The organism is Petrotoga sp. 8T1HF07.NaAc.6.1, assembly GCF_016772115.1.
GTDB lineage: Bacteria > Thermotogota > Thermotogae > Petrotogales > Petrotogaceae > Petrotoga > Petrotoga mobilis.
In genome coordinates, this window is sequence record NZ_AUPG01000004.1 from 43,500 (window position 1) to 65,220 (window position 21,721).

General features: G+C 32.7%; 20 protein-coding genes and 1 tRNA gene. 5 read left to right on the forward strand and 16 right to left on the reverse strand.

Annotated features, from left to right (window positions below; all coding sequences use genetic code 11):
* Nucleotides 1-15 precede the first annotated feature (15 nt).
* The 4 genes from gdhA to NAAC61_RS03775 form a co-directional block, all read right to left on the reverse strand.
* Nucleotides 16-1,380 (reverse strand): NADP-specific glutamate dehydrogenase, encoded by a 1,365-nt coding sequence (gene gdhA, locus NAAC61_RS03760; protein WP_202695314.1) that lies wholly within the window; start codon nucleotides 1,378-1,380, stop codon nucleotides 16-18.
* A 364-nt stretch (nucleotides 1,381-1,744) separates the two neighbouring features.
* Nucleotides 1,745-1,819, reverse strand: a tRNA-Val gene (locus NAAC61_RS03765).
* Between the two features lie 58 nt (nucleotides 1,820-1,877).
* Nucleotides 1,878-2,600, reverse strand: coding sequence for a hypothetical protein (locus NAAC61_RS03770; protein WP_202695315.1), 723 nt, complete (start codon nucleotides 2,598-2,600; stop codon nucleotides 1,878-1,880).
* The gene (locus NAAC61_RS03775) at nucleotides 2,569-4,506 is read right to left on the reverse strand and encodes a glycosyltransferase (RefSeq protein ID WP_202695316.1); all 1,938 of its coding nucleotides are present in this window, start codon (nucleotides 4,504-4,506) and stop codon (nucleotides 2,569-2,571) included. Before NAAC61_RS03775 ends, NAAC61_RS03770 begins: the two co-directional genes overlap by 32 nt.
* 234 nt (nucleotides 4,507-4,740) lie before the next feature.
* Here NAAC61_RS03775 and NAAC61_RS03780 point away from each other — a divergent pair, with 234 nt between their 5' ends.
* On the forward strand, nucleotides 4,741-5,553 hold the full coding sequence (locus NAAC61_RS03780; protein WP_202695317.1) for a flagellin N-terminal helical domain-containing protein: 813 nt from the start codon (nucleotides 4,741-4,743) through the stop codon (nucleotides 5,551-5,553).
* 322 nt (nucleotides 5,554-5,875) lie between these two features.
* On the opposite strand, the gene NAAC61_RS03785 is transcribed toward NAAC61_RS03780, so the two are convergent.
* The 12 genes from NAAC61_RS03785 to NAAC61_RS03840 form a co-directional block, all read right to left on the reverse strand.
* Nucleotides 5,876-6,037, reverse strand: coding sequence for a hypothetical protein (locus NAAC61_RS03785; protein ID WP_202695318.1), 162 nt, complete (start codon nucleotides 6,035-6,037; stop codon nucleotides 5,876-5,878).
* Nucleotides 6,038-6,208: 171 nt separating this feature from the next.
* Nucleotides 6,209-6,742: a hypothetical protein gene (locus NAAC61_RS03790; protein ID WP_202695319.1), complete on the reverse strand. Its 534-nt coding sequence runs from the start codon at nucleotides 6,740-6,742 to the stop codon at nucleotides 6,209-6,211.
* A gap of 803 nt (nucleotides 6,743-7,545) precedes the next feature.
* Nucleotides 7,546-8,418, reverse strand: coding sequence for a sulfotransferase family protein (locus NAAC61_RS03795; RefSeq protein WP_202695320.1), 873 nt, complete (start codon nucleotides 8,416-8,418; stop codon nucleotides 7,546-7,548).
* A 323-nt stretch (nucleotides 8,419-8,741) separates the two neighbouring features.
* Nucleotides 8,742-9,788, reverse strand: a complete 1,047-nt coding sequence (gene rfbB, locus NAAC61_RS03800; RefSeq protein WP_202695321.1) for a dTDP-glucose 4,6-dehydratase — start codon at nucleotides 9,786-9,788, stop codon at nucleotides 8,742-8,744.
* The gene (gene rfbA, locus NAAC61_RS03805) at nucleotides 9,785-10,657 is read right to left on the reverse strand and encodes a glucose-1-phosphate thymidylyltransferase RfbA (RefSeq protein WP_202695322.1); all 873 of its coding nucleotides are present in this window, start codon (nucleotides 10,655-10,657) and stop codon (nucleotides 9,785-9,787) included. The genes rfbB and rfbA overlap by 4 nt, the downstream gene beginning before the upstream one ends.
* Nucleotides 10,654-11,178: a GNAT family N-acetyltransferase gene (locus NAAC61_RS03810; RefSeq protein ID WP_202695323.1), complete on the reverse strand. Its 525-nt coding sequence runs from the start codon at nucleotides 11,176-11,178 to the stop codon at nucleotides 10,654-10,656. Before NAAC61_RS03810 ends, rfbA begins: the two co-directional genes overlap by 4 nt.
* A gap of 186 nt (nucleotides 11,179-11,364) precedes the next feature.
* Nucleotides 11,365-11,940 carry a hypothetical protein gene (locus NAAC61_RS03815; protein WP_202695324.1) on the reverse strand — a complete coding sequence of 192 codons (576 nt, stop codon included), beginning with the start codon at nucleotides 11,938-11,940 and terminating at the stop codon, nucleotides 11,365-11,367.
* A gap of 106 nt (nucleotides 11,941-12,046) precedes the next feature.
* Nucleotides 12,047-12,367, reverse strand: a complete 321-nt coding sequence (locus NAAC61_RS03820) for a hypothetical protein (RefSeq protein ID WP_202695325.1) — start codon at nucleotides 12,365-12,367, stop codon at nucleotides 12,047-12,049.
* Between the two features lie 24 nt (nucleotides 12,368-12,391).
* Entirely contained in the window at nucleotides 12,392-13,501 is a 1,110-nt protein-coding gene (locus tag NAAC61_RS03825; RefSeq protein ID WP_202695326.1) for a DegT/DnrJ/EryC1/StrS family aminotransferase, read from the reverse strand.
* Entirely contained in the window at nucleotides 13,485-13,910 is a 426-nt protein-coding gene (locus NAAC61_RS03830; protein WP_202695327.1) for a sugar 3,4-ketoisomerase, read from the reverse strand. The genes NAAC61_RS03825 and NAAC61_RS03830 overlap by 17 nt, the downstream gene beginning before the upstream one ends.
* 203 nt (nucleotides 13,911-14,113) lie before the next feature.
* A complete protein-coding gene (locus tag NAAC61_RS03835; RefSeq protein WP_202695328.1) occupies nucleotides 14,114-15,718 on the reverse strand; it encodes a glycosyltransferase in 1,605 nt (534 codons plus the stop codon).
* 20 nt (nucleotides 15,719-15,738) lie between these two features.
* Entirely contained in the window at nucleotides 15,739-16,437 is a 699-nt protein-coding gene (locus NAAC61_RS03840) for a tetratricopeptide repeat protein (protein ID WP_202695329.1), read from the reverse strand.
* A gap of 760 nt (nucleotides 16,438-17,197) precedes the next feature.
* Here NAAC61_RS03840 and NAAC61_RS03845 point away from each other — a divergent pair.
* From NAAC61_RS03845 to NAAC61_RS03860, 4 genes are all read left to right on the forward strand, one after another.
* Entirely contained in the window at nucleotides 17,198-20,104 is a 2,907-nt protein-coding gene (locus tag NAAC61_RS03845) for a PolC-type DNA polymerase III (RefSeq protein ID WP_202695330.1), read from the forward strand.
* A 104-nt stretch (nucleotides 20,105-20,208) separates the two neighbouring features.
* Nucleotides 20,209-20,640 (forward strand): hypothetical protein, encoded by a 432-nt coding sequence (locus NAAC61_RS03850; protein ID WP_202695331.1) that lies wholly within the window; start codon nucleotides 20,209-20,211, stop codon nucleotides 20,638-20,640.
* A 66-nt stretch (nucleotides 20,641-20,706) separates the two neighbouring features.
* Nucleotides 20,707-20,922: a 50S ribosomal protein L31 gene (rpmE, locus tag NAAC61_RS03855; RefSeq protein ID WP_103076638.1), complete on the forward strand. Its 216-nt coding sequence runs from the start codon at nucleotides 20,707-20,709 to the stop codon at nucleotides 20,920-20,922.
* Nucleotides 20,923-21,165: 243 nt separating this feature from the next.
* Nucleotides 21,166-21,537, forward strand: coding sequence for a S1 RNA-binding domain-containing protein (locus tag NAAC61_RS03860; protein ID WP_202695332.1), 372 nt, complete (start codon nucleotides 21,166-21,168; stop codon nucleotides 21,535-21,537).
* The last annotated feature ends 184 nt before the right edge of the window (nucleotides 21,538-21,721 follow it).

The following is a 21,721-nucleotide window of genomic DNA, read 5'->3' on the forward strand; positions in this document are numbered from 1 at the left end:
CATCTGGGGGTATTTTTAAACGATCCCTTGATCCATCATTGCTCTTGCTACCTTTAGAAAAGCCGTCACATTAGCCCCAAAAACAAGGTCCCCGTCTTTCTTGTACTCTTCAGCTGTCGTTTTTATACTACTGTATATATTCTTCATTATCTCACGTAGTTTTTTATCTACCTCTTCAAAACTCCAAGACTCCCACATACTATTTTGAGTCATTTCTAAGGCAGAGGTTGCAACACCGCCAGCGTTGGCAGCTTTAGCTGGGGCAAACATAACGTTATTTTTTTGGAAACATTCAATAGCTTCTGGGGTGCACGGCATATTAGCACCTTCTGCTACCGCTAAAACACCGTTATTCACAAGTGTTTTTGCTTCTTCTATATCAATTTCGTTTTGAGTGGCACATGGGAAGGCAATATCACATTCAATTTTCCAAATATTTTTACTATTATCGTTATACTCTGCTGATGGATGAGTTTTGAGATACTCAACTATTCTTCCTCTTCTTTTTTCTTTTATCTCAATTACAGAATTTAAATCTATTCCTTCTGGATCGTATACCATTCCATCTGAATCACTAAGGGCTATAACCTTTCCACCAAGTTCTATAACTTTTTGAGCAGTGTAAATAGCGACGTTTCCAGATCCAGAAACTACTACCTTCTTGCCTTCAAATGTTTCACCAACATCTTTTAGCATTTCTTCAACAAAATAAACCAATCCATACCCTGTTGCTTCTGTTCTTGCTAAACTTCCACCCCAGTCTACACCTTTTCCTGTTAGGGTGCCAGCTTCAAAACGGTTGGTAATTCTTTTGTATTGACCAAAGAGATACCCAATTTCTCTATTTCCAACACCTATATCTCCTGCTGGAATATCCGTTTGTGCCCCTATATGTCTGTATAGTTCAGTCATAAAACTTTGACAAAATCTCATAACTTCGGAATCTGACTTCCCCTTTGGATCGAAGTCACTGCCACCTTTTGCTCCACCTATAGGCCTTCCAGTTAAAGCATTTTTGAAAGTTTGTTCAAATGCAAGAAACTTCATGATTCCTGGGTATACAGTGGGATGAAAACGCAATCCCCCTTTATAAGGCCCTAACGCAGAGTTAAATTCAATTCTGTATCCCCTATTAACATGAACGTTCCCTTGATCATCTACCCATGGAACGCGAAAGATAATCTGCCTTTCAGGCTCAGTCAACCTTTCTAAAATCCCGTTTTCTTCAAACTCAGGATACAGTTCAACAACTGGTTTTATACTTTCAAGAACTTCACGTACCGCCTGGTGAAACTCGGTTTCTCCAGGATTCCTTACAACTACCCTTTCAATTATGCTGTCAACATAATTTTCTTGGGTTAATTCAATAGAGTTACTCATGGTTACCTCCTCCTTTTAGCTTTTCCCCGGTATACTTAAGAAAGAACAAACAACAAGAAATTATTTTCATAATAAACGATACATTGAAATATATTTCATTATTACTAATAAATGGTAATAAATATATTTACTCAGTTTTTTAGATTATACACAAAACTTGCAAATTCGCAAAATTTTAAATTTTTTTGTTGAAAATGCTTAAAATTAGGTATTTATGGTATTTTTTGATGATGGATTATTACTGAAGAAAGGAATTAAAAAAATATTTATATTTTTTTAATAAAAATTTATCTATCTTAGATTCTTGAGTGAGTACCAGAGGGGTATGCGGAAAGCTGAAAAAACTTAAAGAAGTACAAAAAAGTGGTGGGCGCTGTAGGGTTTGAACCTACGACCTTCTGCGCGTGAAGCAGACGCTCTCCCACTGAGCTAAGCGCCCCAAAACTCTTCTAAACTATTATACAATATATTTTAAAACTTGTCAATGAAAGTAAAAGTTACTCTTTATATGCTTGAATACATCTCAAATTTCCATCGATAGCCTCGACTTTTGAAACCTTAAACCCTTCTTTCTCGAATAACGAAATCAACTGACTCGTTGTTCTAAGCACTCTAAACTTTGGAATAAACCAAACCACATTTTCTCTATCCTTTAAATCAGGAACATACACAAAAGCTAAAACCTTTTTTGCTTTCTTTAATATATCACTCACATCATAATTTTTCTCAAACTCCCCTACAATCAAAACATTGTTAGAATTATCTTTCACAGAAATACCCAAATCATCAAAAACACTTTCATACTTTTCTTTGTCGACTCCAAGAACCTTTACATCTTTAAAATTACTATCAATTAATACTTTTAAAATAACTTCCTTTTTGATCTCCAAAGGAACAGACTTATAAGTCTCTTTCTCACGCTCTTCGTAAATCCTCAAAGCCTCATCAGAAGGATAAGGGGAAGCGTACATGAAAGTATCTGACTTCTTCCAACTTCTAACAGGGTGAATAATTCCAAGCGTGGAAAACTTTTCGGAAATATTCCCCGCCCAAATGATTTCATCGTTGTTTTTCATTAAACTAATCTGAGTATTTGGATAAAGCCCGGAATAACTGTATATACCAAACGATATATCAGCAAGTTTGTTATTCTCTTCTACAGCTTTTACATGCAAATCAAAGGCTTTTTTAATATCTTTTTTTTTCGTATATCTTAGCAAGCCTATAATAATAAAAAGGAAATTCTTCGATATTTTCTACTTTTTTTAACAACGTTTCAGCCTTTTGTGGATCTTTTTCTATTAGTAAAGAAGCAGATGCATAATTAGCAAATGAAGTGTTCGAAATCAAATACAATTTTTCAACTGCGTCTTCCCCAAGGTATTCAACGATATCAAAAATAAATTCATTTTGGGACGTATAAAAACTATACATCTCATCAAAAGCAATGTCAAATTCTGTGGATAACTTCATAGATAAATCTTCTAAAAGGGGCTTTATAAACCTCGATATCTCAGGATAAGTATCCTTGGCTTTTTTGTAGTATTCTATCGCTTCTTTGTACTTTTCTAATTTTAGATAAGCATCTCCAATTAAAACATACAAAACCCCTCTAACCTCTTCACTTTCGACCTTTCTTAACCTTCCTAACTCCTTTAAAATTTCAACGTAGCTTTTCGTCTCTTCAAGAACATAGAAAAGAAACAAAAGACCGTATATTCCCGTTTCATTTACAAACTTCAAATAATCATTCTTAGTAACAAAGTTTAAAAGCTGATCTTCAGACGTTTCAAGCTTTTTAATTACATATTTTGATATTTCATTTTTACATTTAAACTTCTCCAACAAACTCTTTTCAACATTCAGATTTAATTCTCCAAGCTTTTGGATAACTTCGTCGAAGTACATTTGAATCCCTTCGTTTTCACTAACTTCAACGATAATCTGAGTTCCTGCAAGAACCTTTTCCATCTCTTCTTTAGATTCAACCAAATCTACTAAATTTTTCATTAAAATCTGAATATTACTTTTATTCAATGCAAAATTTCCTTTTTCGCTAAAAGCTTTTGAAATATATTTATTAAAGTTATTAAAATCCTTTTTCATCAAAAAGGCTTTCGCTGCAAGCAAATAGGCTGTAGATATTCGCTTAAGAGACATAATCGTCCAATAATACGTTTCAACTTCATTCATAGCTTTATCTAGAGCCTGAAAAAATTTGTTACTCCAATCCAACAACTCATCATATTTTCCCTCTTTCTCACATAAAAGCATCATCCCAAAATAAGGATCAGGATATTTTGGCGATATCTTAATCGCGTTTCTTAATAACTCTTCCCCCAATTTTTTCATATCATTTTCGATGCATTCTACACCAAACAAATATAAAAATTCAAGGGTAATGGTTGGTAAATTATTTACATTTTTTATCTCTTCTATAATTTTCCATGCCAACTCATTTTTTCTAAAATTGTATCTACCTATTGCCTCAATTTTATATAATTGAATTAAATAATAAATCCTATCTAAAGGTTTATCAGAACTTTTCAACTGTTCTCTTATCAAAGTTGAGGTTCTTTCGTGTTTTTTCTTCTGCAAATTTCTAGTCCAAATATACCCGTAGTGATAAATCGGGAAATTCGCATGGACTACCTTTGGTTTATATATAGCTTGATTATGTACAACGTTCTTGTATTCAACGGTGCCTTTTCTAAAAATTCTTGGAGTCGAACCAACTTCAGTTCTTGTATGACTCATATCCAGATAACTGATTGCTGGTATATAGACAGTGTTAACATCTTTAGGTTGTTTCATAAGAAACTCTCTTATATTTTTTTTAAACGATTCTGAAGCCTCCTCATCTGCATCGTATATCAAAACCCACTCACAGGTTGGAAACTTCAAAGAATAATTTCGAGCCTCAGAAAAATCATTCTGCCACTCATGAAAGTACAACTTATCAGTATACTCTTTAACTATTTCAGGCGTTCTATCCGTTGAACCCGTATCAACAACAATTATCTCATCTGCCACATCTTTAATAGCCTCTAATGCGCGTCTAATATTTGCCTCTTCGTCCTTAACGATCATAGCAACAGACAACAATTTTTCATTATCAGCACTCATACACTTACCTCCCATTACAAAGCTTATTCTATTATATCATTCTTCTTCTATTTATTATTTCCTTCCACCATTATCTAGTTTCGATTTAAAAAGATCAAAGAGAATCCAAAAAAGTAAAGAAAATAATTAAAGTTATTAGAATTTTAACCGATAATTATAATGAAATATTCCTGGCCAGGAAATAAATCATCTAAGGAAAGGTAAACACCAAAATCACATGGAGGTGAAGGTAGAATGAGAATTAACCACAACTTAAACGCTCTAAATGCATGGAGGCAGTTGGAATCAGCTAACAACGCTATGGGAAAATCCCTTGAAAAACTTTCTTCAGGTTTAAGGATCAACAGAGCAGGTGACGATGCAGCTGGCTTGTCAATCTCCGAGAAAATGAGGGCACAGATTAAAGGGTTAGACATGGCTGTCAAAAATGCTCAAGATTCTATCTCCTTAATACAAACAGCGGAAGGAGCATTAACTGAAACACACGCTATTTTGCAAAGAATGAGAGAATTAGCAGTACAAGCAGCAAACGATACAAACGTTGATACAGATAGACAAGCGTTACAAGATGAAGTAGACCAATTGACTGAAGAAATTACCAGAATTGCAAGTAACACCGAATTTAACACCCAGAAATTATTAGATGGAACCTTTACTGGCAAAGTTTTCCACATCGGAGCAAACATAGATCAAAACATTGAATTGTCAATCAACACGATGAATGCAGCAGCTTTGGGTGTAGATAATATAGTTCTTACTGTACAATCAAGTGCAAATGCCGCTATTGAAACTATAAACGCTGCAATAGAGGAAGTTTCCACAGAAAGATCTAAACTTGGTGCATATCAGAACAGGTTAGAACACACCATAAACAACTTGCAAGTTTCCTCAGAGAATTTAACCGCGGCAGAATCAAGAATCAGAGATGTAGACATGGCAAGAGAAATGATGAACTATACAAAACAACAAATACTGTTGCAATCATCGAATGCAATGTTGGCTCAAGCAAACATGGTTCCACAAAACGTCTTGCAATTGTTAAGATAATTGTTTTTATACAGAAAAAGGGGCTACCGCCCCTTTTTCTTTAACTATATATATCTAAAACTAACCAAGCATCGTTTTTCCTATATTTTTCTTAATAACTTTCGACACCATAATTCCTCTTATAAAACTCCAAATACTCCGCTGTTACAACCTTCTTTCATGCGTATTTTTTCCAGAAAATTCTTCAAAAAATTTTAACTACTTTTAAATTTTTTGAAGAATTATTTCAATTTTCAAAAAGCATTTTGGGGAATTATCCAATATTTTAGTTCTTTTTCTTCTTGCCTTAACTTACTTACCTTTAGTTAATAGTTGCTTTTACCTATTTCTGAATTTGGTATTCTTTCTTAGCTTCTTTTAATATTATTATCTCTTCATCCATCAAAATTCTATCCATGTCTATCATCTGCTCCTTAATATATGCTATCTCCTCCTTTATCTCTTCTATCTCCTTAAGTATCAAAGCAACATTAGCATCTTCCATGCCTATCTTCTATACCTTATGATTATATAAAACATTCGTTTTTGGTTAAATAATAAAGTTACAACATTCTCTGCTTCTTTCAGGCGCAGGCTCAATTTTAGACAACGTCCGCGGACATATGAAGTGCGAGTCGAACGGTTTGTCCGATGTTAGTGGAAGTGCCTACTTTTTTCATGGTAAGGAGATAGTCAAACCTGAATTTGGTCCAGGTGGTATACCTAAAGCTGGTTCTACCCCTTGGGATTTTCTGAGGTCTTCCAACAAAGCTTGCGGATCAATACTCTTTCCAATCATTGCTTGGGACTCTTGGCGCGGTTGTTGAACTTGTTTCCCTCTATACACTATAACTTCACTGATCCCCTCAGCAATTGCTCTTGCACATATTCCCCGTGCGTAAAAGCGATTGAATTCACCTTCAGCAAGCGTTTCAGGAGCATTCACAGGAACTTTTGCTTTCGTTATTTCTCCACTTCGCAATCTCCTTTCCTCATCTGATTTCATACATTGTTGCTCATTTAACTGGGTAGCTAACCAATCATCGTTGTGACCAACGATAGCATCTTCAAGAAGTTTAGCCCATTTAGATCGTCCAATGGAATTCAAACGGGGGCTTATATATAGGGTTCCCTCCTTAACATCCTTTTCCAATTCCTTCAGCATAAATTTGCGTGTTTGCTCATCAAGATTTTTATACTGTATAGCCATGTTATTTCCTCCTCGAATAATATTTTATAGTCTCTTTACAAATTCAAAAACACTCGTTAAATCATGGTTATAACAACTGGTTTTTTCCCAAAATACTTCCTTTCTCCTTATACGCTTTTATTAAGTATTTGAAACCTTTCTTCTAATAATTCCTTTAAAAGCAATTCGTTTTATTGTATTCTCTAACCCTCATAAAAACCACCTCCCATTTTAAAAATTTTTGGTTTCCTTCCAAAAAAATATGGGGTGAAAAAATGAAATTTGAACAAATTATTGTATTATCTGGTAGCATTTAAAAAAAATAAAAAAGTGGATCTCTCCCCTTTTCCAAAAGCTACTTTTGTTCCTGGAGAATCTTTCTCAAAATAAATTTCACCCATAATACCTTTTCAACCGCTGTTTTTGATAAAAACACATGTTATTAATTTCATTTTCTAAAGTAGATATCTTTTTCAAAATTTTGAATCGCATTATATACATTATACATTACAACTTTTTGTTCTTTGGTTATATTAGATATTCTCAAAAACATGTGCTATGGCTATTTTCTACCCTTTTTTTTAAAATTTATATTCGATTCTATACTTCTTTATGCTATTCCCCAATTATACCTATAATAATTTAAATTTGCTATCTTGCTATGGCTAACCAAATAATACTAGTTCATTTCACTGATTGTTGAGCCTTCTCCCTACCTCTCAAGAAAGAAACTCTCTGATTTTATTAGATAATTCTTTTTCTTGTCTTCAACATTACAGCGATATAATACACCGTTCATTGAGTGAATCATTAATACTCTCTATTCATTTAAGAATTCTTAATTCATAATTATACTTTGTTAATTGTTTTTCTGCGATCTTTTCAAATATTTCAATTTCTTCTGAAGTTAATTCTTTTTCCCATCTTTTTATTCTTTTAGTTGTTATGTCTTGTTTCACTAAACTTTTCCAACTACTATAATCCTCTGGTTCTTTATCCAAATTAATTTTATTATAATTCAACATATTTTCATCATATTCTTCATTTAGGAAATCGCATAATTCTTTTACTGTACTTTTGGCATCTTGAGCTAAATCTTCATATTTTATTTCTATATATCTATTTTTATTTATTTTGTTAAAGGAAGCATTTATAGTTTCTATATTATTTTTCCAATTCTCTGCTATTTCTATTATTTGATTGGGTAAATTAGGTGCATATTTTTGATTTTTTATTTTTGACATGTCTTTATATGAACATGCAACATCTCTTCCATCCCTTATTATATGTATAAACTTTGATTCTGGATATATTTCATTTATAGTATCAATGTAATTTAAATAATAATTGTTTTTATCTCCCCATCTTTTTTTCCCGGGATATTTTTTTTCACCATAATATTTATATACCATCGCTCCTAATTCAGAATAATTCTTAGGTTGATTTTTTATTATGTAATTTACTATTTCTTCTTTAACTATACCCCAATATTCTATTTTTTTCGTTTGCGTTAAATCTTCTACAAAATTTACTATCTTGTCTTTTTCTCCAGCAAAATTTTTATACTTCTCATAAAGGAACAGTAAAAAGCCTCCCTCTTGAGCTATATATATATTAGGATGAGCCGATAATATTAATCTTAATAAGGTGGTACCCGATCTTGGGTTCCCTATTATAAATATTGGAGCATTTTCCATTTTTTCATCACCTCGTATAATATGTATGGATCTAAAACTTAAAAAATGGTACTAAAAATCTGTCTCTCGACCTTTTTTATTATTTTTGAATCTCTTACGAAAATAGTAGGTAATTAAGTTGGAGTTAAGCTTATAAATGGCAGCAGTAAAGAAAAAGATCGTGTTATATGCTTAAAACTCTAAGTTGGTAGAATTAATTAGATATTATTTTGGCATGAACATTTTGTGGCCTTCTAAAAGATAGTAGATTATTTAATCATTTGTTCATACTACATTTTTTCTTCCGCACTTTTAGAAAAAAATCATGTTTTTTCATATAACTTTCATCCCCCATAATTCCTCCTATAAAACTCCAAATACTCCCCTGTTATAACCTTTTCCATCCATTCTTTGTTTTCAAGGTACCAGTCTATCGTTCTTTTTATCCCTTCTTCGAACTTAGTCTCTGGTTCCCAACCTAACTCTTCTTTTATCTTCGTTGGGTCTATCGCGTATCTTCTGTCATGTCCTAACCTGTCTTTCACATGTTTAATCAAACCTTCGTTTATCTTTTCGTCTTTTGTTTTTTCTTGTAAGTATTCTATTATTATTTTTACTATCTCTATGTTTTCTTTTTCGTTGTGTCCACCTATGTTGTATACTTCTCCACTTCTTCCTCTTTCAAATACAAGTTCTATCGCTTTGCAATGATCTTCCACGTACAACCAATCCCTTATCTGTTTCCCATCACCATACACTGGTAACTCTTTGTGGTTTAACGCGTTGTTTATCATCAGCGGTATGAGCTTTTCTGGGAATTGGTATGGTCCATAGTTGTTTGAGCATCTTGTTATGTTCGTATTTAGTCCATATGTATCGTGGTAAGCCTTTACTATCAAATCTGCACTCGCTTTACTTGCAGAGTATGGACTGTGTGGATCAAGGGGGGTTTTTTCTGTGAAGTATCCCGTTGGTCCCAACGCTCCATACACTTCATCGGTTGACACTTGTAAGAATTTTTGGTTTTTTCTTTCATCGTAGTATTTTTTGAATACATGCAACAACGTTTGTGTTCCCAATATGTTTGTTTTTAAAAATATCTGTGGGTCGTGTATTGATCTGTCAACATGACTTTCTGCTGCGAAGTTTATTATCCTTTCTATTTCGTTTTCTTGGTATATCTTTTCTAACAGTTCTATATCGTTTATGTCACCTTTTATGAAGGTGAACCTATTTTTTTCTTCTTCATTTAATTTGGATAGGTTATCCAAATTCCCTGCATAGGTTAGTTTGTCTAACCCTATTATCTTTTTGTTTTTGTGTTTTCTTAGGTAATAGTACACGAAATTACTTCCTATGAATCCAGCTACACCTGTTACTAGGATACTCAATTCATATCACTCGCAAATCTTAGAATGTATTGCCCGTATTCAGTCTTTTCATATTCTTTACCTAATTTAATCAATTCTTCTTTTGTGATCCATTTGTTCCTGTAGGCTATTTCTTCCAAACAAGCGATGTATAAACCAGTTCTTTTTTGAATGGTTCTAACAAAGTCAGCGGCGTTTGCAAGTCCGTCGTAAGTACCTGTGTCTAACCATGCAAATCCTCTTCCCAGAAGTTCGATTCTCAATTGTTGCTCTTTTAGATACTCTCTGTTTAAATCAGTAATTTCTAATTCTCCTCTTGCAGAAGGTTTCAAATTCTTAGCCTTTTCAATCACAGAGTTATCATAAAAGTACAATCCGGGAATAGCGTAATTTGACTTAGGTTTTGAAGGCTTTTCCTCCAAACTTAAAACATTTCCCTGTTCGTCAAACTCTACAACTCCAAACTCACTGGGATTAGTTACATAATAACCAAATATAACAGCACCTCTTTCCACCTCAGAGGCCTTTTGAAGCTTTGGACCAAAACCTTGACCATAAAACACGTTATCCCCAAGGATTAAACAAACACTGTCTTTACCGATAAAATCTTCGCCAACATTCAAAGCGTCTGCAAGTCCTCTTGGTTTCTCTTGAATCTCGTAATCTATCTTTAGTCCTAAATGACTTCCGTCGTTTAATAGTCTTTTGTACATATCAATATATTCGGGATTAGAAATTATTAGAATTTCTCTTATTCCTGCCAACATGATGGTTGAAAGAGGATAGTAAATCATAGGCTTATCGTAAATAGGTAATAATTGTTTACTTAGGCTTTTAGTAATAGGGTATAATCTTGTGCCATTTCCCCCTGCAAGGATTATGCCTTTCATGGTTTAAACCTCTTATCATTAAAATCATTTTTAAAATAAGAAAACCAAATTAAGTCAACATAATCACCATTTCTATAAACATGTTTTTTAAAAATGGCTTCTTGATTAAATCCATATTTTTTATAAAATCTAATTGCTCTTAAATTCGAACTTAAAACATTTAAATATATCTTATTCAAATTGAGGGTGTAAAAACCATAATTTAGAATTTTATCTGTTGCTAATGAAGCAACATTTAGACCCCAATACTTTTTTCTTGTTACTATTGCATATTCGGCATTTTTGTCTATATAGCTAATATTTTTTAAACTAATGGTTCCGATATATTCATCACTTTCATTTGCAATAGCATAATGTATATTTCTCTTATCTTCCCAAGAAGTCTTGATAAATGAAATCATATTTTCTGTTGGAAAAGGATATCTTGTAAAGAGTAAGTTTCTAGAAATATCTTCATCTGCAGTGAATTCTTTCATATAATCAGCATCTGTTAACTTTAAAGGTCGTAATTTAATATCCATCCTTCAGCGTCACTTCCTTTTGTAAAGAAGTCAATTGATAAAAAATGAATACTGAGAGTAATTAGACTTTATTAAAATAGGTTTTACAACAAAAATAGTAAGTAAATATCTGGAGTAAAATTAAGCTTACCGTTTATTTACCCACACTTTTTGGGAGAGAACCAAAATTTTATTTTTTCTCTTAAGTTAAATATATTGGTATTTTTTTAATTTATCAATACTTACACCAAAGTCTTCAGAAAGTCTAATGTTACTTTCTCTAAATTTGTTTACAATAATCTTTTTGTGTTCTTCTGTAAATTTTGGAATGAAAACATAATTTCTTTTATATAACAATTTACTAAGAATTTTAAAAAAGGAAATTTCGTTATCCCAAGTATTTTTATAGGTAGAAAGTAATACATCAATAACTCTGTTGTTAGGTAATTTTTTTAAAACATTTGTTATTTTCCTTGCTTCAACAATTTCAGCATAATAACCTTCTTTAGTTTTTCTTTTATTTCTAAGATTATTCATTGCTAAAAGATTTTCTAAAATACTACTTTGCACATCGATTATTCGACTTAATTCTTTACAAAAAAAATGTTGATCGTATTTTAAATCTTCGTAAAGCAAAATGTGAATATTTTTCCTACCGAAGATATTAGAATATTCTGTCAAAATATCTGAAAAACGAAAAACTCTGTAAATATCTGCTAGATTATCTATTTCTTTTAATAGAAACTTATTAAAAGAATTTCTTTTTTCATCGTCTTTGAACAAATGATATCTTTCTACGTAGCTTGAATATATTAATTCTGTTTGATTCCTTAAAGTTACAAATATTATAATTTCATCTGCAAAGTTTTCAAAATATGTTTTTAATTTTCTAGGATATAGAAAAGGATCTACTACCTTTTTTTTTTGTTTGAATTTCTTTAAAATATGGAATCAAGCATAAGTCTTCATTTGAGATTATATTTAATTTTGTTTCAGAGATATTGACTCTTTCTTGAAACGGAATATCAAAAACAACAGAATTTATTAGAGAGTTTGATAAAATAAATTGTTTCCCTTTTGAATAACGGATAAAATTGGTTTTTCCTAAGTAATTTATTTTCTTTTTTTGATGTAATTTTACAAATACTGCTTCTTGAAGAGTTGTCGTAGCTGTTTTTGGATAACCAATATGTATAACGATTCTTTTCATTTTTTCTCCCTTTCCTTTTCTAAATTATTTAGAAAATAAATCCTTATAATTGTTAATTACTCTTATTACATAATCTACCTCTTCATCTGTCATCCCATCATATATTGGTAAACTTAAGACTTTGTTTGCCATTTCTTCGGTGATGGGGAAATCACCTTTTTTGTACCCAAAATGTTTGTAGGCATTAGAAAGATGCGGTGGTATAGGATAATGAATTTGGGTCCCTATTCCATTTTCTTGTAGATAATTTTGCAATTTATCTCTTTCTTCAGTTTGAACAACAAATAAGTGCCAGACATGATCTGATCCTTTTCTAATTCTTGGTAATATAATTTTTGGGTTGTTTATTTCATTTAAATATTTTAAAGCTATTTTTTCTCTTTCTTTCCTCAATTCGCCATAATGAGATAGTTTGACATTTAGCAAAGTTGCTTGAATCTCATCCAAACGAGAATTTACTCCTTCTATCTCATTGTAGTACTTTTTTTGACTTCCATAATTTCTCAACATTTTAACTTTCTCAGCAATTTCTTTATTATCTGTTACTATCGCTCCACCGTCACCGAAAGCACCCAAGTTTTTAGTAGGATAAAAGCTAAAACAACCTATATCACCGAATGTTCCCGTTGTTTGATTTTCAAATTTTGCTCCATGACTTTGAGCACAATCTTCTAATAAGTATAAACTGTATTTTGTGGCTATACTTTTTATTTTATTCATATTAGCCGCTTGACCGTATAAATGGACTGCCATTATAGCCTTTGTCTTGTCCGTTATCTTTGCTTCTATCTTATCCGTATCTATGTTGTAATATTCATCCGGTTCAATAAAGACGGGGGTTGCATCATTTTCAGTAATCCCCAATACTGTAGCTATGTAAGTATTCGCAGGTACTATTATTTCATCCCCTTCTCCTAAATTTAGTGCTCTAACTGCTAATATTAAGGCATCTAATCCCGAATTAACCCCTACACAATACGAAGAACCTATAAAATTTGCAAAATTATTTTCAAACCTTTTTACATTTTCTCCCAAAATGTACCAACCAGATTCCAACACATCAATAGCTGCTTTGTCGTATTCACTCTTATATTTTTCGTATCCTCTTTTCAGTTCATTAAAGTTTATTTTCATCTTTCCAATAACCTTCTTTCACTAATTTTAAAAAATTGTTGTAATCTCTGATGTAATCACTTTCATTATAATAATCAGATGCTGCAACACATAACACTGAATTTTCCTTTATCCAATACATATCATGCCAAATCCCTTTTCCTACCAATAAACCCTTTTCAGGAGAGTCCAATAAAAACTCCTTTTTCCCCTTGCCATCGTCTAAAATGACGTTTATTTTCCCATAAGGACACCAAAGAAGTTGATTTAATTCTCTATGAGCATGCCCACCTCGTTTTGTTCCAACAGGAACATAGTAGGTATAGTATATCCTTTTTATTTCAAAAGGTATGTTTTGGTTTGATTCAAAAAAAGAAAGGAAACCTATTTCTATTCTGCCTATTTGTTTAAAAGTAATTAGTTTATACATATTGATTGCCTCTACGCTCTTAATTTTTTAAGAAAGCCAGTTTTTTAACATAAAGAAGATGCCGATATTTAATTCAAAAATTTTTAAGTGCCATTTCGGTTAGCAAAAAATTAATACTAATTTCAAACTAGCGAATATGTAATAAATTAATTTAATCTTAAAAAGAGCACACTCTAACCATTTCAATGAAAGTTTAACAAAATTCATAACAATTTTATAAGTTCGTTTTCTTGTTCTTTCGATAAATATTTACTACAATTCTTAAGTATGTATGAAATCATTTTTGTTTTTTCTTCTGGATTTTTGCAAATTTTTACTGAATAGATGGCACGTCCGAAGTAATTAAAATAAGCAATTTTTCTTTCTTTTTCATTTAAAAGATGCTCGTAATTCAACAGAATTTTATGTAATCCGATTATTCTTCTAAAACTTCCTATATGCTTAGATGTAACATTGTTACTATGTTCGTATCTAAATGATAGATCCTTGAAAACAAACTTTGGCTTAGAAATATTTACTAGTTTTAAGTAAATATAATAATCATAACCGTATAAACCTTTTTGAGATAGAAACTCGTCCTTGTCGTTAAGATAATCAATTTTCATTAAGTTTTCTTTATTAAATAGTACATTGGAATCTGTTCCTACATAATTTCCTTTTATAACTAAAAATTTTAATAAATCTTCTTTGTTCAACTTGTTAGGATCTAATTCGAAATTATTCCAAATTTTCTTCAAATAATTTGAAACTATATTCTCGTCGGTTATATAAGTAAAATCATTTACTATAAAAGAATATTTATAAACATCATTTATTCGTGAAATTTCCACGGCATAACTTTCATATAATCCATCGTCTTGATGAACAACTTTAACAAAATCTCCGTTAGCCTTCTTCAATAATTCTTTCGTAGTTTGCAATCCTCCAAGATTTGTGTTATTTCTAAATAATTTTATATTCTGAAATCGTTTTTGATATTTACTAAGTATTTTATAACTATTATCAGTTGATGCATCATCAATGACTATTATTTCATATGGTTCAATTTTTTGCTTTAAGATCGAACTTAATGATTTTTCTATAAACTTTTCACCATTGTATACAGGCATCACATAACTTATTTTCAAATCATTAACATTTTTTTTTAGATAATTGATAGATAAATCCTTCTTTGGATAAGAAATAATTTCTTCGATTTCATATATTTGCTGCTCCAACGTGTAATTATCTTCGATAAACCTACGGTAACTTTCTGAGTCGTAAGTTTCTTCTGTTACTTTTTCTACCGCTTCATCGATTGTGTTATATATAAGCTCATTAGGCCATTGTTCTTTTGAACCACTATAATTTAAAATTACTGGTTTTATTCCTCTTGCCATGCTTTCTAAAATGTTGTAAGGATGGCCTTCATGTATGCTTGTTGAAATTATGTAGTTTTTATCTTCCAAAAATTTTTCTACTTCGTTTATCCAACCATGTAGAATGAAATTGTCTTCCATTTTCATTTCTTTTTTTATGTGTTCAAAGTATACTTTGTATCTAGGGTCTTGAAAATCTCCTCCAATGTGTAATTTGTATTTGTTATCTATTTCTTTTAATTTGCTTATTATTTGGATCCAAGCTGCTGGATTCTTTTTGTAGTTTATGTGAGCTAACACCGCTAAATTGTATCCTGGATTGTGTATAGAGAATTTGAATTTGTCTAAGTCAACACCGTTGTAAACAATTTCTTCTTTGCATGATTGAAGATCAAGAACAGAATGTAATTGGTGAAAAATCTTTTTTATTGGTTCTGATACAAAGATCAATTGATCGATATTTTCCCAATTTATTTTTTCAGGAAATTGAGTGAAACTTCGTAACTATGCAACCTACAAATAACTTTTTTATTTGCTATTTCAGGCACCTTGTTTGTTGCAAATATTGTTAAGTCATTCGCCCATTCAAGCCAGACTATGTCTGCCCATTTTATCGCTTGTGTTATTTCGTTTGCGTCTGTTGATACTACGAGTTTGACATCGTATCCAAGCGAGAAGGTTTCTACTATGTCTTTTAGGAAGTTGTCTAAGCCAGGTAAGCAAAGGAAGGCTATCTTTGTGTCTTTTTTTATCTTGTTTCTTATTTCTAAGAATTTCTTTTTCATTTGTGGGTTATCTGTTAGTTCTGCTGCTTTTATGTAAAATCTCAAAGATGCTAGTTTGCTTCTGTTTTTGAATTCTATGTCTCCTAAGAGGTCATAAGTTGCCCAGTCTTTGTCGTGTATCCTCATGAGGTATCTCCATGCTTGGCTTTCTTGGTTCATTTCTTTTAGTAGATACCCATAATTGAATAATAGGTCTGGGTCAACGGGGTTTATTGCTAATCCTTTTTCGAATTCTTCTTTGGCTTTTTCGAGTTCTTTTTTGTTGAAGTGTATTAGTCCTTTTAAGTTGTATTTTTTCGGGTCATCATCGGATATTTTTTCTATTTGTTCTTGAGCTTTGTTTATTTCTCCTTTGTTTATCAATTCAATGATTTCTTCGTACATGGGAATCCTCCTTAGCTTTTGAAGTTGTCTTTAGAAGTTCTAAAACTTGTGTTAGCGCCCCTTCGCCCCGCAGCCCACCCTTTAAGGATGAGCAAAAGGCTTTGCCCTTCGCCCTGCAGCCAGTCCATAAGGATGATCGTATTTTTCATTGCCTTTTAATATTTCTTTTTAAGTAATTGTTTATCCTATTTTTATCGACTGAAATTGAGGGATTTTTAGCAGAGTTTTTTGAAAGTGATGTTTTTGACTAAAATTTTTGCTAAAAACTGTTGCTTTTAATTTTTTGTATGGTATAATATTTATAAGATTTTTATATGTGTCGTTTATTGGTATAAGGGTTCCATTAACAGGGCTTTTTGCCCGGAGGAGGAAGGGTCATGGCAGAGGAAAAAAAGAAAAAACAAGATAAGCCAAAAGATAAACCAAAGAAGTAGATAAGTGATATTGATCGAATAGGAGGCAGATAATTATTTATCTGCCTTCTACTTTTATTAGCACCATTTCCCCCCTCCCCACCCTTTGACGTTAAGGGGTTAACCCCTTAAAACCCCAAGTTCAAACTCAGAGTTTATTATAAAAAACATTTTGCACAAATCAGCAAAAGGGCTATGCCCTGTGAACCTTTGAAAATTACGAAGTTTCTAAAATAATTATTCTATCTATGTTTGCGCCCCTTCGCCCCGCAGCCCGCCCATATGTTGACTTCTTAGGTAAAATTATGTATAATGTTATATATATGTATGCCTAAGGAGGAAGTTTTATGTATTTTTTTGATAATCTTTTGGATATTAAAGGGCGAGAGGAGGAGTTTTTTAATAAGAAGATAAGCATAAAAGGCAAAATTTTTTATGTTGATGAGGCAAAGGATTTTTATTATTTGTTTGTTACTGATTATAGTTATTCTTTTTTGTGTAAGTCAGAAAGCAGGAAAACGCCCAGAACAGGGTCAAGAAAAGGTGAATGGTTTAGATTTGAAGGGGTATTAGAGTACGATAGTGAAATGGGGAGTTATTGCTTGAATGTGGGTGCAATAAAAGCCGCTGTTCCATTGGCTTGGCACGATCTTTCGGTAGAAAAGAGGGCTGAACTTCATGCGCATTCAAAGATGAGCTCAAAGCTCTCCATATTGGATATGGAGGAGTTAGTGGATGCTGTTTCTTCGTTTGGGCAAAAGGCGGTTGCCATTACAGATAACGAGAATGTGCAGATAATTCCTTATTTCCATGAGTATGCTAAGAAAAAGGGTGTAAAAGCCATTTTTGGTTGTGAGTTGAATGTGCACGATGAGAGAAGAGGGATCGTAAAACACGTGAATGTGCTGGTTAAGAATAAAGAGGGGTTGAAGAATCTTTATAAGATAGTATCGATTTCTCATATGAACGTTGTGAATAAAAGTGCGATAATTTCACTTTCTGATTTGAAGAGTTTAAGAAAAGGGCTACTTTTAGGCTCGTCACTGGATGGATTTTTGCTTTACGACTTTCTGAATAAGTATTCTACCGACAATTTAAAAGAATGGATAACCTTTTTTGATTATATAGAGCTTTTCCCGATGGATTGTTATAACGATTTATGTTTGGAGAAGGGTAAGATTATCGATTATTCTAAAACAGTATATGAGATTGCAAAAGCTTTCAAAAAGCCTGTTGTTATGTCCGGTGATGTTCATTATTTGAGAGAAGAAGATCGAGAGTATTTAAACGCTATGATCGTTGGTACCTCCACAAAGAGTAAACCAAGAAAGACTACGCGAAGTGTTAATTATTTTAGAAGCACTTCTCAGATGTACGATGCGGCATTTGAGATCTTTAAAAAGCACGGCATTGCAAAAGAAATCGTTGTGAAAAATCCGAATAAAATCGCTGGTGAGGTAGAGGAGTTTGCCCCTTTTGATTTTAAATTGAAGGCGCCTATTATCCCTTCTGCCGACCAAAATTTGAGAGATATCGTTTATAACAACGCAAAAAAGATGTATGGAGAAAAGTTGCACCGTATAATTATAGATAGGATAGAGAAGGAATTGAAAAGTATAATAGATAACGGGTATGCAGTGATATTTTTGATCTCAGCAGATATGGTCAAGAAGTCTTTAGAGATGGGCTATCCAATCGGTTCGAGGGGTTCGGTTGGTTCTTCGCTTGTGGCTTTTCTTTTGGGGATAACTGAGGTTAATCCGTTGCCACCACATTATTTTTGTGAGAGTTGCGGGTTTATAGAGTTCAGTGAGGATTTGAACTTGAGTGGTTTTGATTTAAAAGAGAAGTCATGCCCGAATTGTGGTGCGATTTTGAACTCCGATGGGCATAATATAAAGTTTGAGGTTTTTATGGGGTATTCCGGTGAGAAGATCCCAGATATAGACGTGAATTTTTCGGCTGAGATCTTCAACGATATACAGAGGTTCTTAGAAGAGAAATTTGGTAGGAATTATTGTTACAAAGCAGGTACGATAAGTACCATCTCAAGGTACAACGCTTTGAAGATGGCGTTCAATTATTTCAAGGATGAAGATATGAATTTTGCACATCTTTTTTGGGTTTCTCAGAAAATAAAAGGGGCAAAGTTGAATACAGGTCAACATCCATCGGCTATGATAATAATTCCTCAAGAGTACGATGTTCACGATTTTACTCCCTATCAATATTCTGCAAATTCTCCTGAGATTGGTATTGTTACGACACATTACGATTTTAAGGCTTTAGAAAATGATTTGTTGAAAATAGATGTGTTGTCTCACGATGGGCCAACATTTTTAAAAATGCTTAAGGATTTAACCGGTTACGATTACAACGATATTTCTATGCACGATGAGCGGATTCTCTCACTTTTCTCTTCTACAAAGGAGTTGGAAGTGGATCTTTCAGAGATAGGTACGGAGATTGGAACGTTGGGTGTACCGGAAGTTTGGACACCTTTTTCCCACAAGATGCTCACCGAGACAAGGCCCAAAACTTTTTACGATCTGTGTAGGACGAATTCACTTGCACACGGAACGGATATTTGGTTCAACAACGCCCGCGAGATAGTTTTGAAGAATGTTGCAGGTATCGATCAGATCGTTAGCTGCAGAGACGATATTTTGACAACGCTTGAGTATTTTGGAGTGGAACCAAAAACGGCCTTTATGATTATGGAAAAAGTGAGAAAGGGGAAAGAGCTTACAGAGAAAGAGTTGAAGGAGATAGATGATTCAGAAGCTCCCGAATGGTATCTTGATTCTCTGAAGAAGATTCATTATCTATTCCCAAAGGCACATGCGGTTGCCTACATGATAATGGCGTACAAGATAGCGTTTTACAAGCTGTATTATCCTCTTGAGTTTTACAGCGTTTATTTCACTATCAGAGCGAGGTTTTTTGATATAGATATTATAATGGATGAAGACTTGACTGTTAAAACGATTAAGAAGCTTTCAAAAAACGAATACCAACATAATTACGAAGAGTCCAACTTTTATTCCACACTTAAAACCGCCTACGAGATGAGAAAGAGAGGTTTTGGCTTTTTAAGACCGGATCTTTACAAGAGTGAAGCAAAGGTTTTTAAAATTGAAGGGAAATATTTGAGGATACCTCTGACCAAAGTGAGAAATATTGGGAGTAAGAATGCCCAGCGGATCCTAAAGGAAAGGGCAGGGTCCACAGATAAAACTCTCCTTTCAAAATAATGTTATTACTAAAGAAATTAATAAAAATTTAATAAATTTATGATATTATGTTTGTGTTACTTTTCTTGCATTTTTGAAAAAAATCAACATCAGGAGGGATACGTATGAAAAAGATAGTGGTTTCTTTATTTGCTTTAATAGTTTTAACTGCGGTTGTTTTTTCGGCTCCATTAGGTTTAGGTGTAAAAGTTGGTGAACCAACGGGGTTGTATATAAGGAGTTATACTAGTTCAACGAGTTTTGCCGGTATCACGGCTGCCTGGTCTTTTACTGACGAAAGCTTTTTAATTGACAGTGATTTCAACGCACTTTCTCCTAATTTGTTTGGCGATATAGGTTTTAGTTATGGAGCTGGTTTGCATGTTGGAGTAGCTTCCAGTAAATTAAGTGTGGGGGTAAGAATGCCTTTAGCTTTAAATTTTGAAATTCCGAGTACACCTGTTTTAACATTTTTAGAATTGGCTCCTGGCTTTAATATAATTCCAGAGACCAAATTTAACTTATCTGGCGGATTAGGTTTTGGTTATATTTTTTAATTTGACATAATTATCAGATTATGATATAATAAAGTGATAAGAAATATAGCTTAAGGAGTGTTAGAAGTGAAACAAGGTATTCATCCAGAAATGAAACTTATAACCGTAAAATGCGCCTGCGGTGCTGAACATACTATGTATTCAACAGTTGACAATTTCAGATTAGATGTTTGTTCTGAATGTCATCCTTTCTACAAAGGAGAATTAGGTTCACAAATATTGGATACAGAAGGTAGAGTTCAGAAGTTTAAGAACAAATACAAAGATTTTCTTGAAAACTAAAATCTCTAATTTTCTTATTGGGGGGGATTTATTAGAGTTAAGAAATAAAAGTATCGAGAGATGAAAAGCGTTATCCAGTTGGTCCTTGCTATTGGTAAATTTTTACCAATATCCATCTGGAAACACAACAAAAAATTTCGGAGGTGAAAACCAACGCCCGGACCCAGGCCATCCGTTTAGAAAGGGTGATATCACGACTTAGCAAGGTTCTCGTGATTAAGAAAAAAGGGCAAGGTAATTATTTTGGTAAATGAAAGTTTAGCAACAGGGGATTCTGTGAAAGGTAAAGTAGTCGATATCAAAAAGTTTGGTGCTTTTTTAGAACTTGAAAATGGTGAAGAAGGATTTGTACACATTTCAAAGATTTCAAAAAAGTATGTTAGAGAGATATCCAGCTTTTTAAAAATTGGTGATGAAGTTCAAGGAAAAGTCATTGGAAGAACGAAAGACGGAAAGTATGAGATTTCTTTAAAAGATTTTGATGAGGAAAAAGAGGATACGGGAAAATCACACAACTTTGAAAAAAGATTGAATCAGTATCTAAAAGACAGTGAAAAGAAGATATCCGAGTATAAAAAGCACCTAGATAAGAAAAAGAATACACGTAAAAGATAATTAATTATAGGTTATGCATATATAGAATAATATCTGAGAGGGAGATTTTCTCCCTCTCAATTATTTTTACAGCCTTAAAAATTCTTAACTTTGATCTTTTCTTTTAAAGTTATAAACTTTGTGGTAAAATAATTGAGAAAGCGCGGAGCGGGGCGAAGGGGAGCTAAAATAAGTTTTAAAGTGT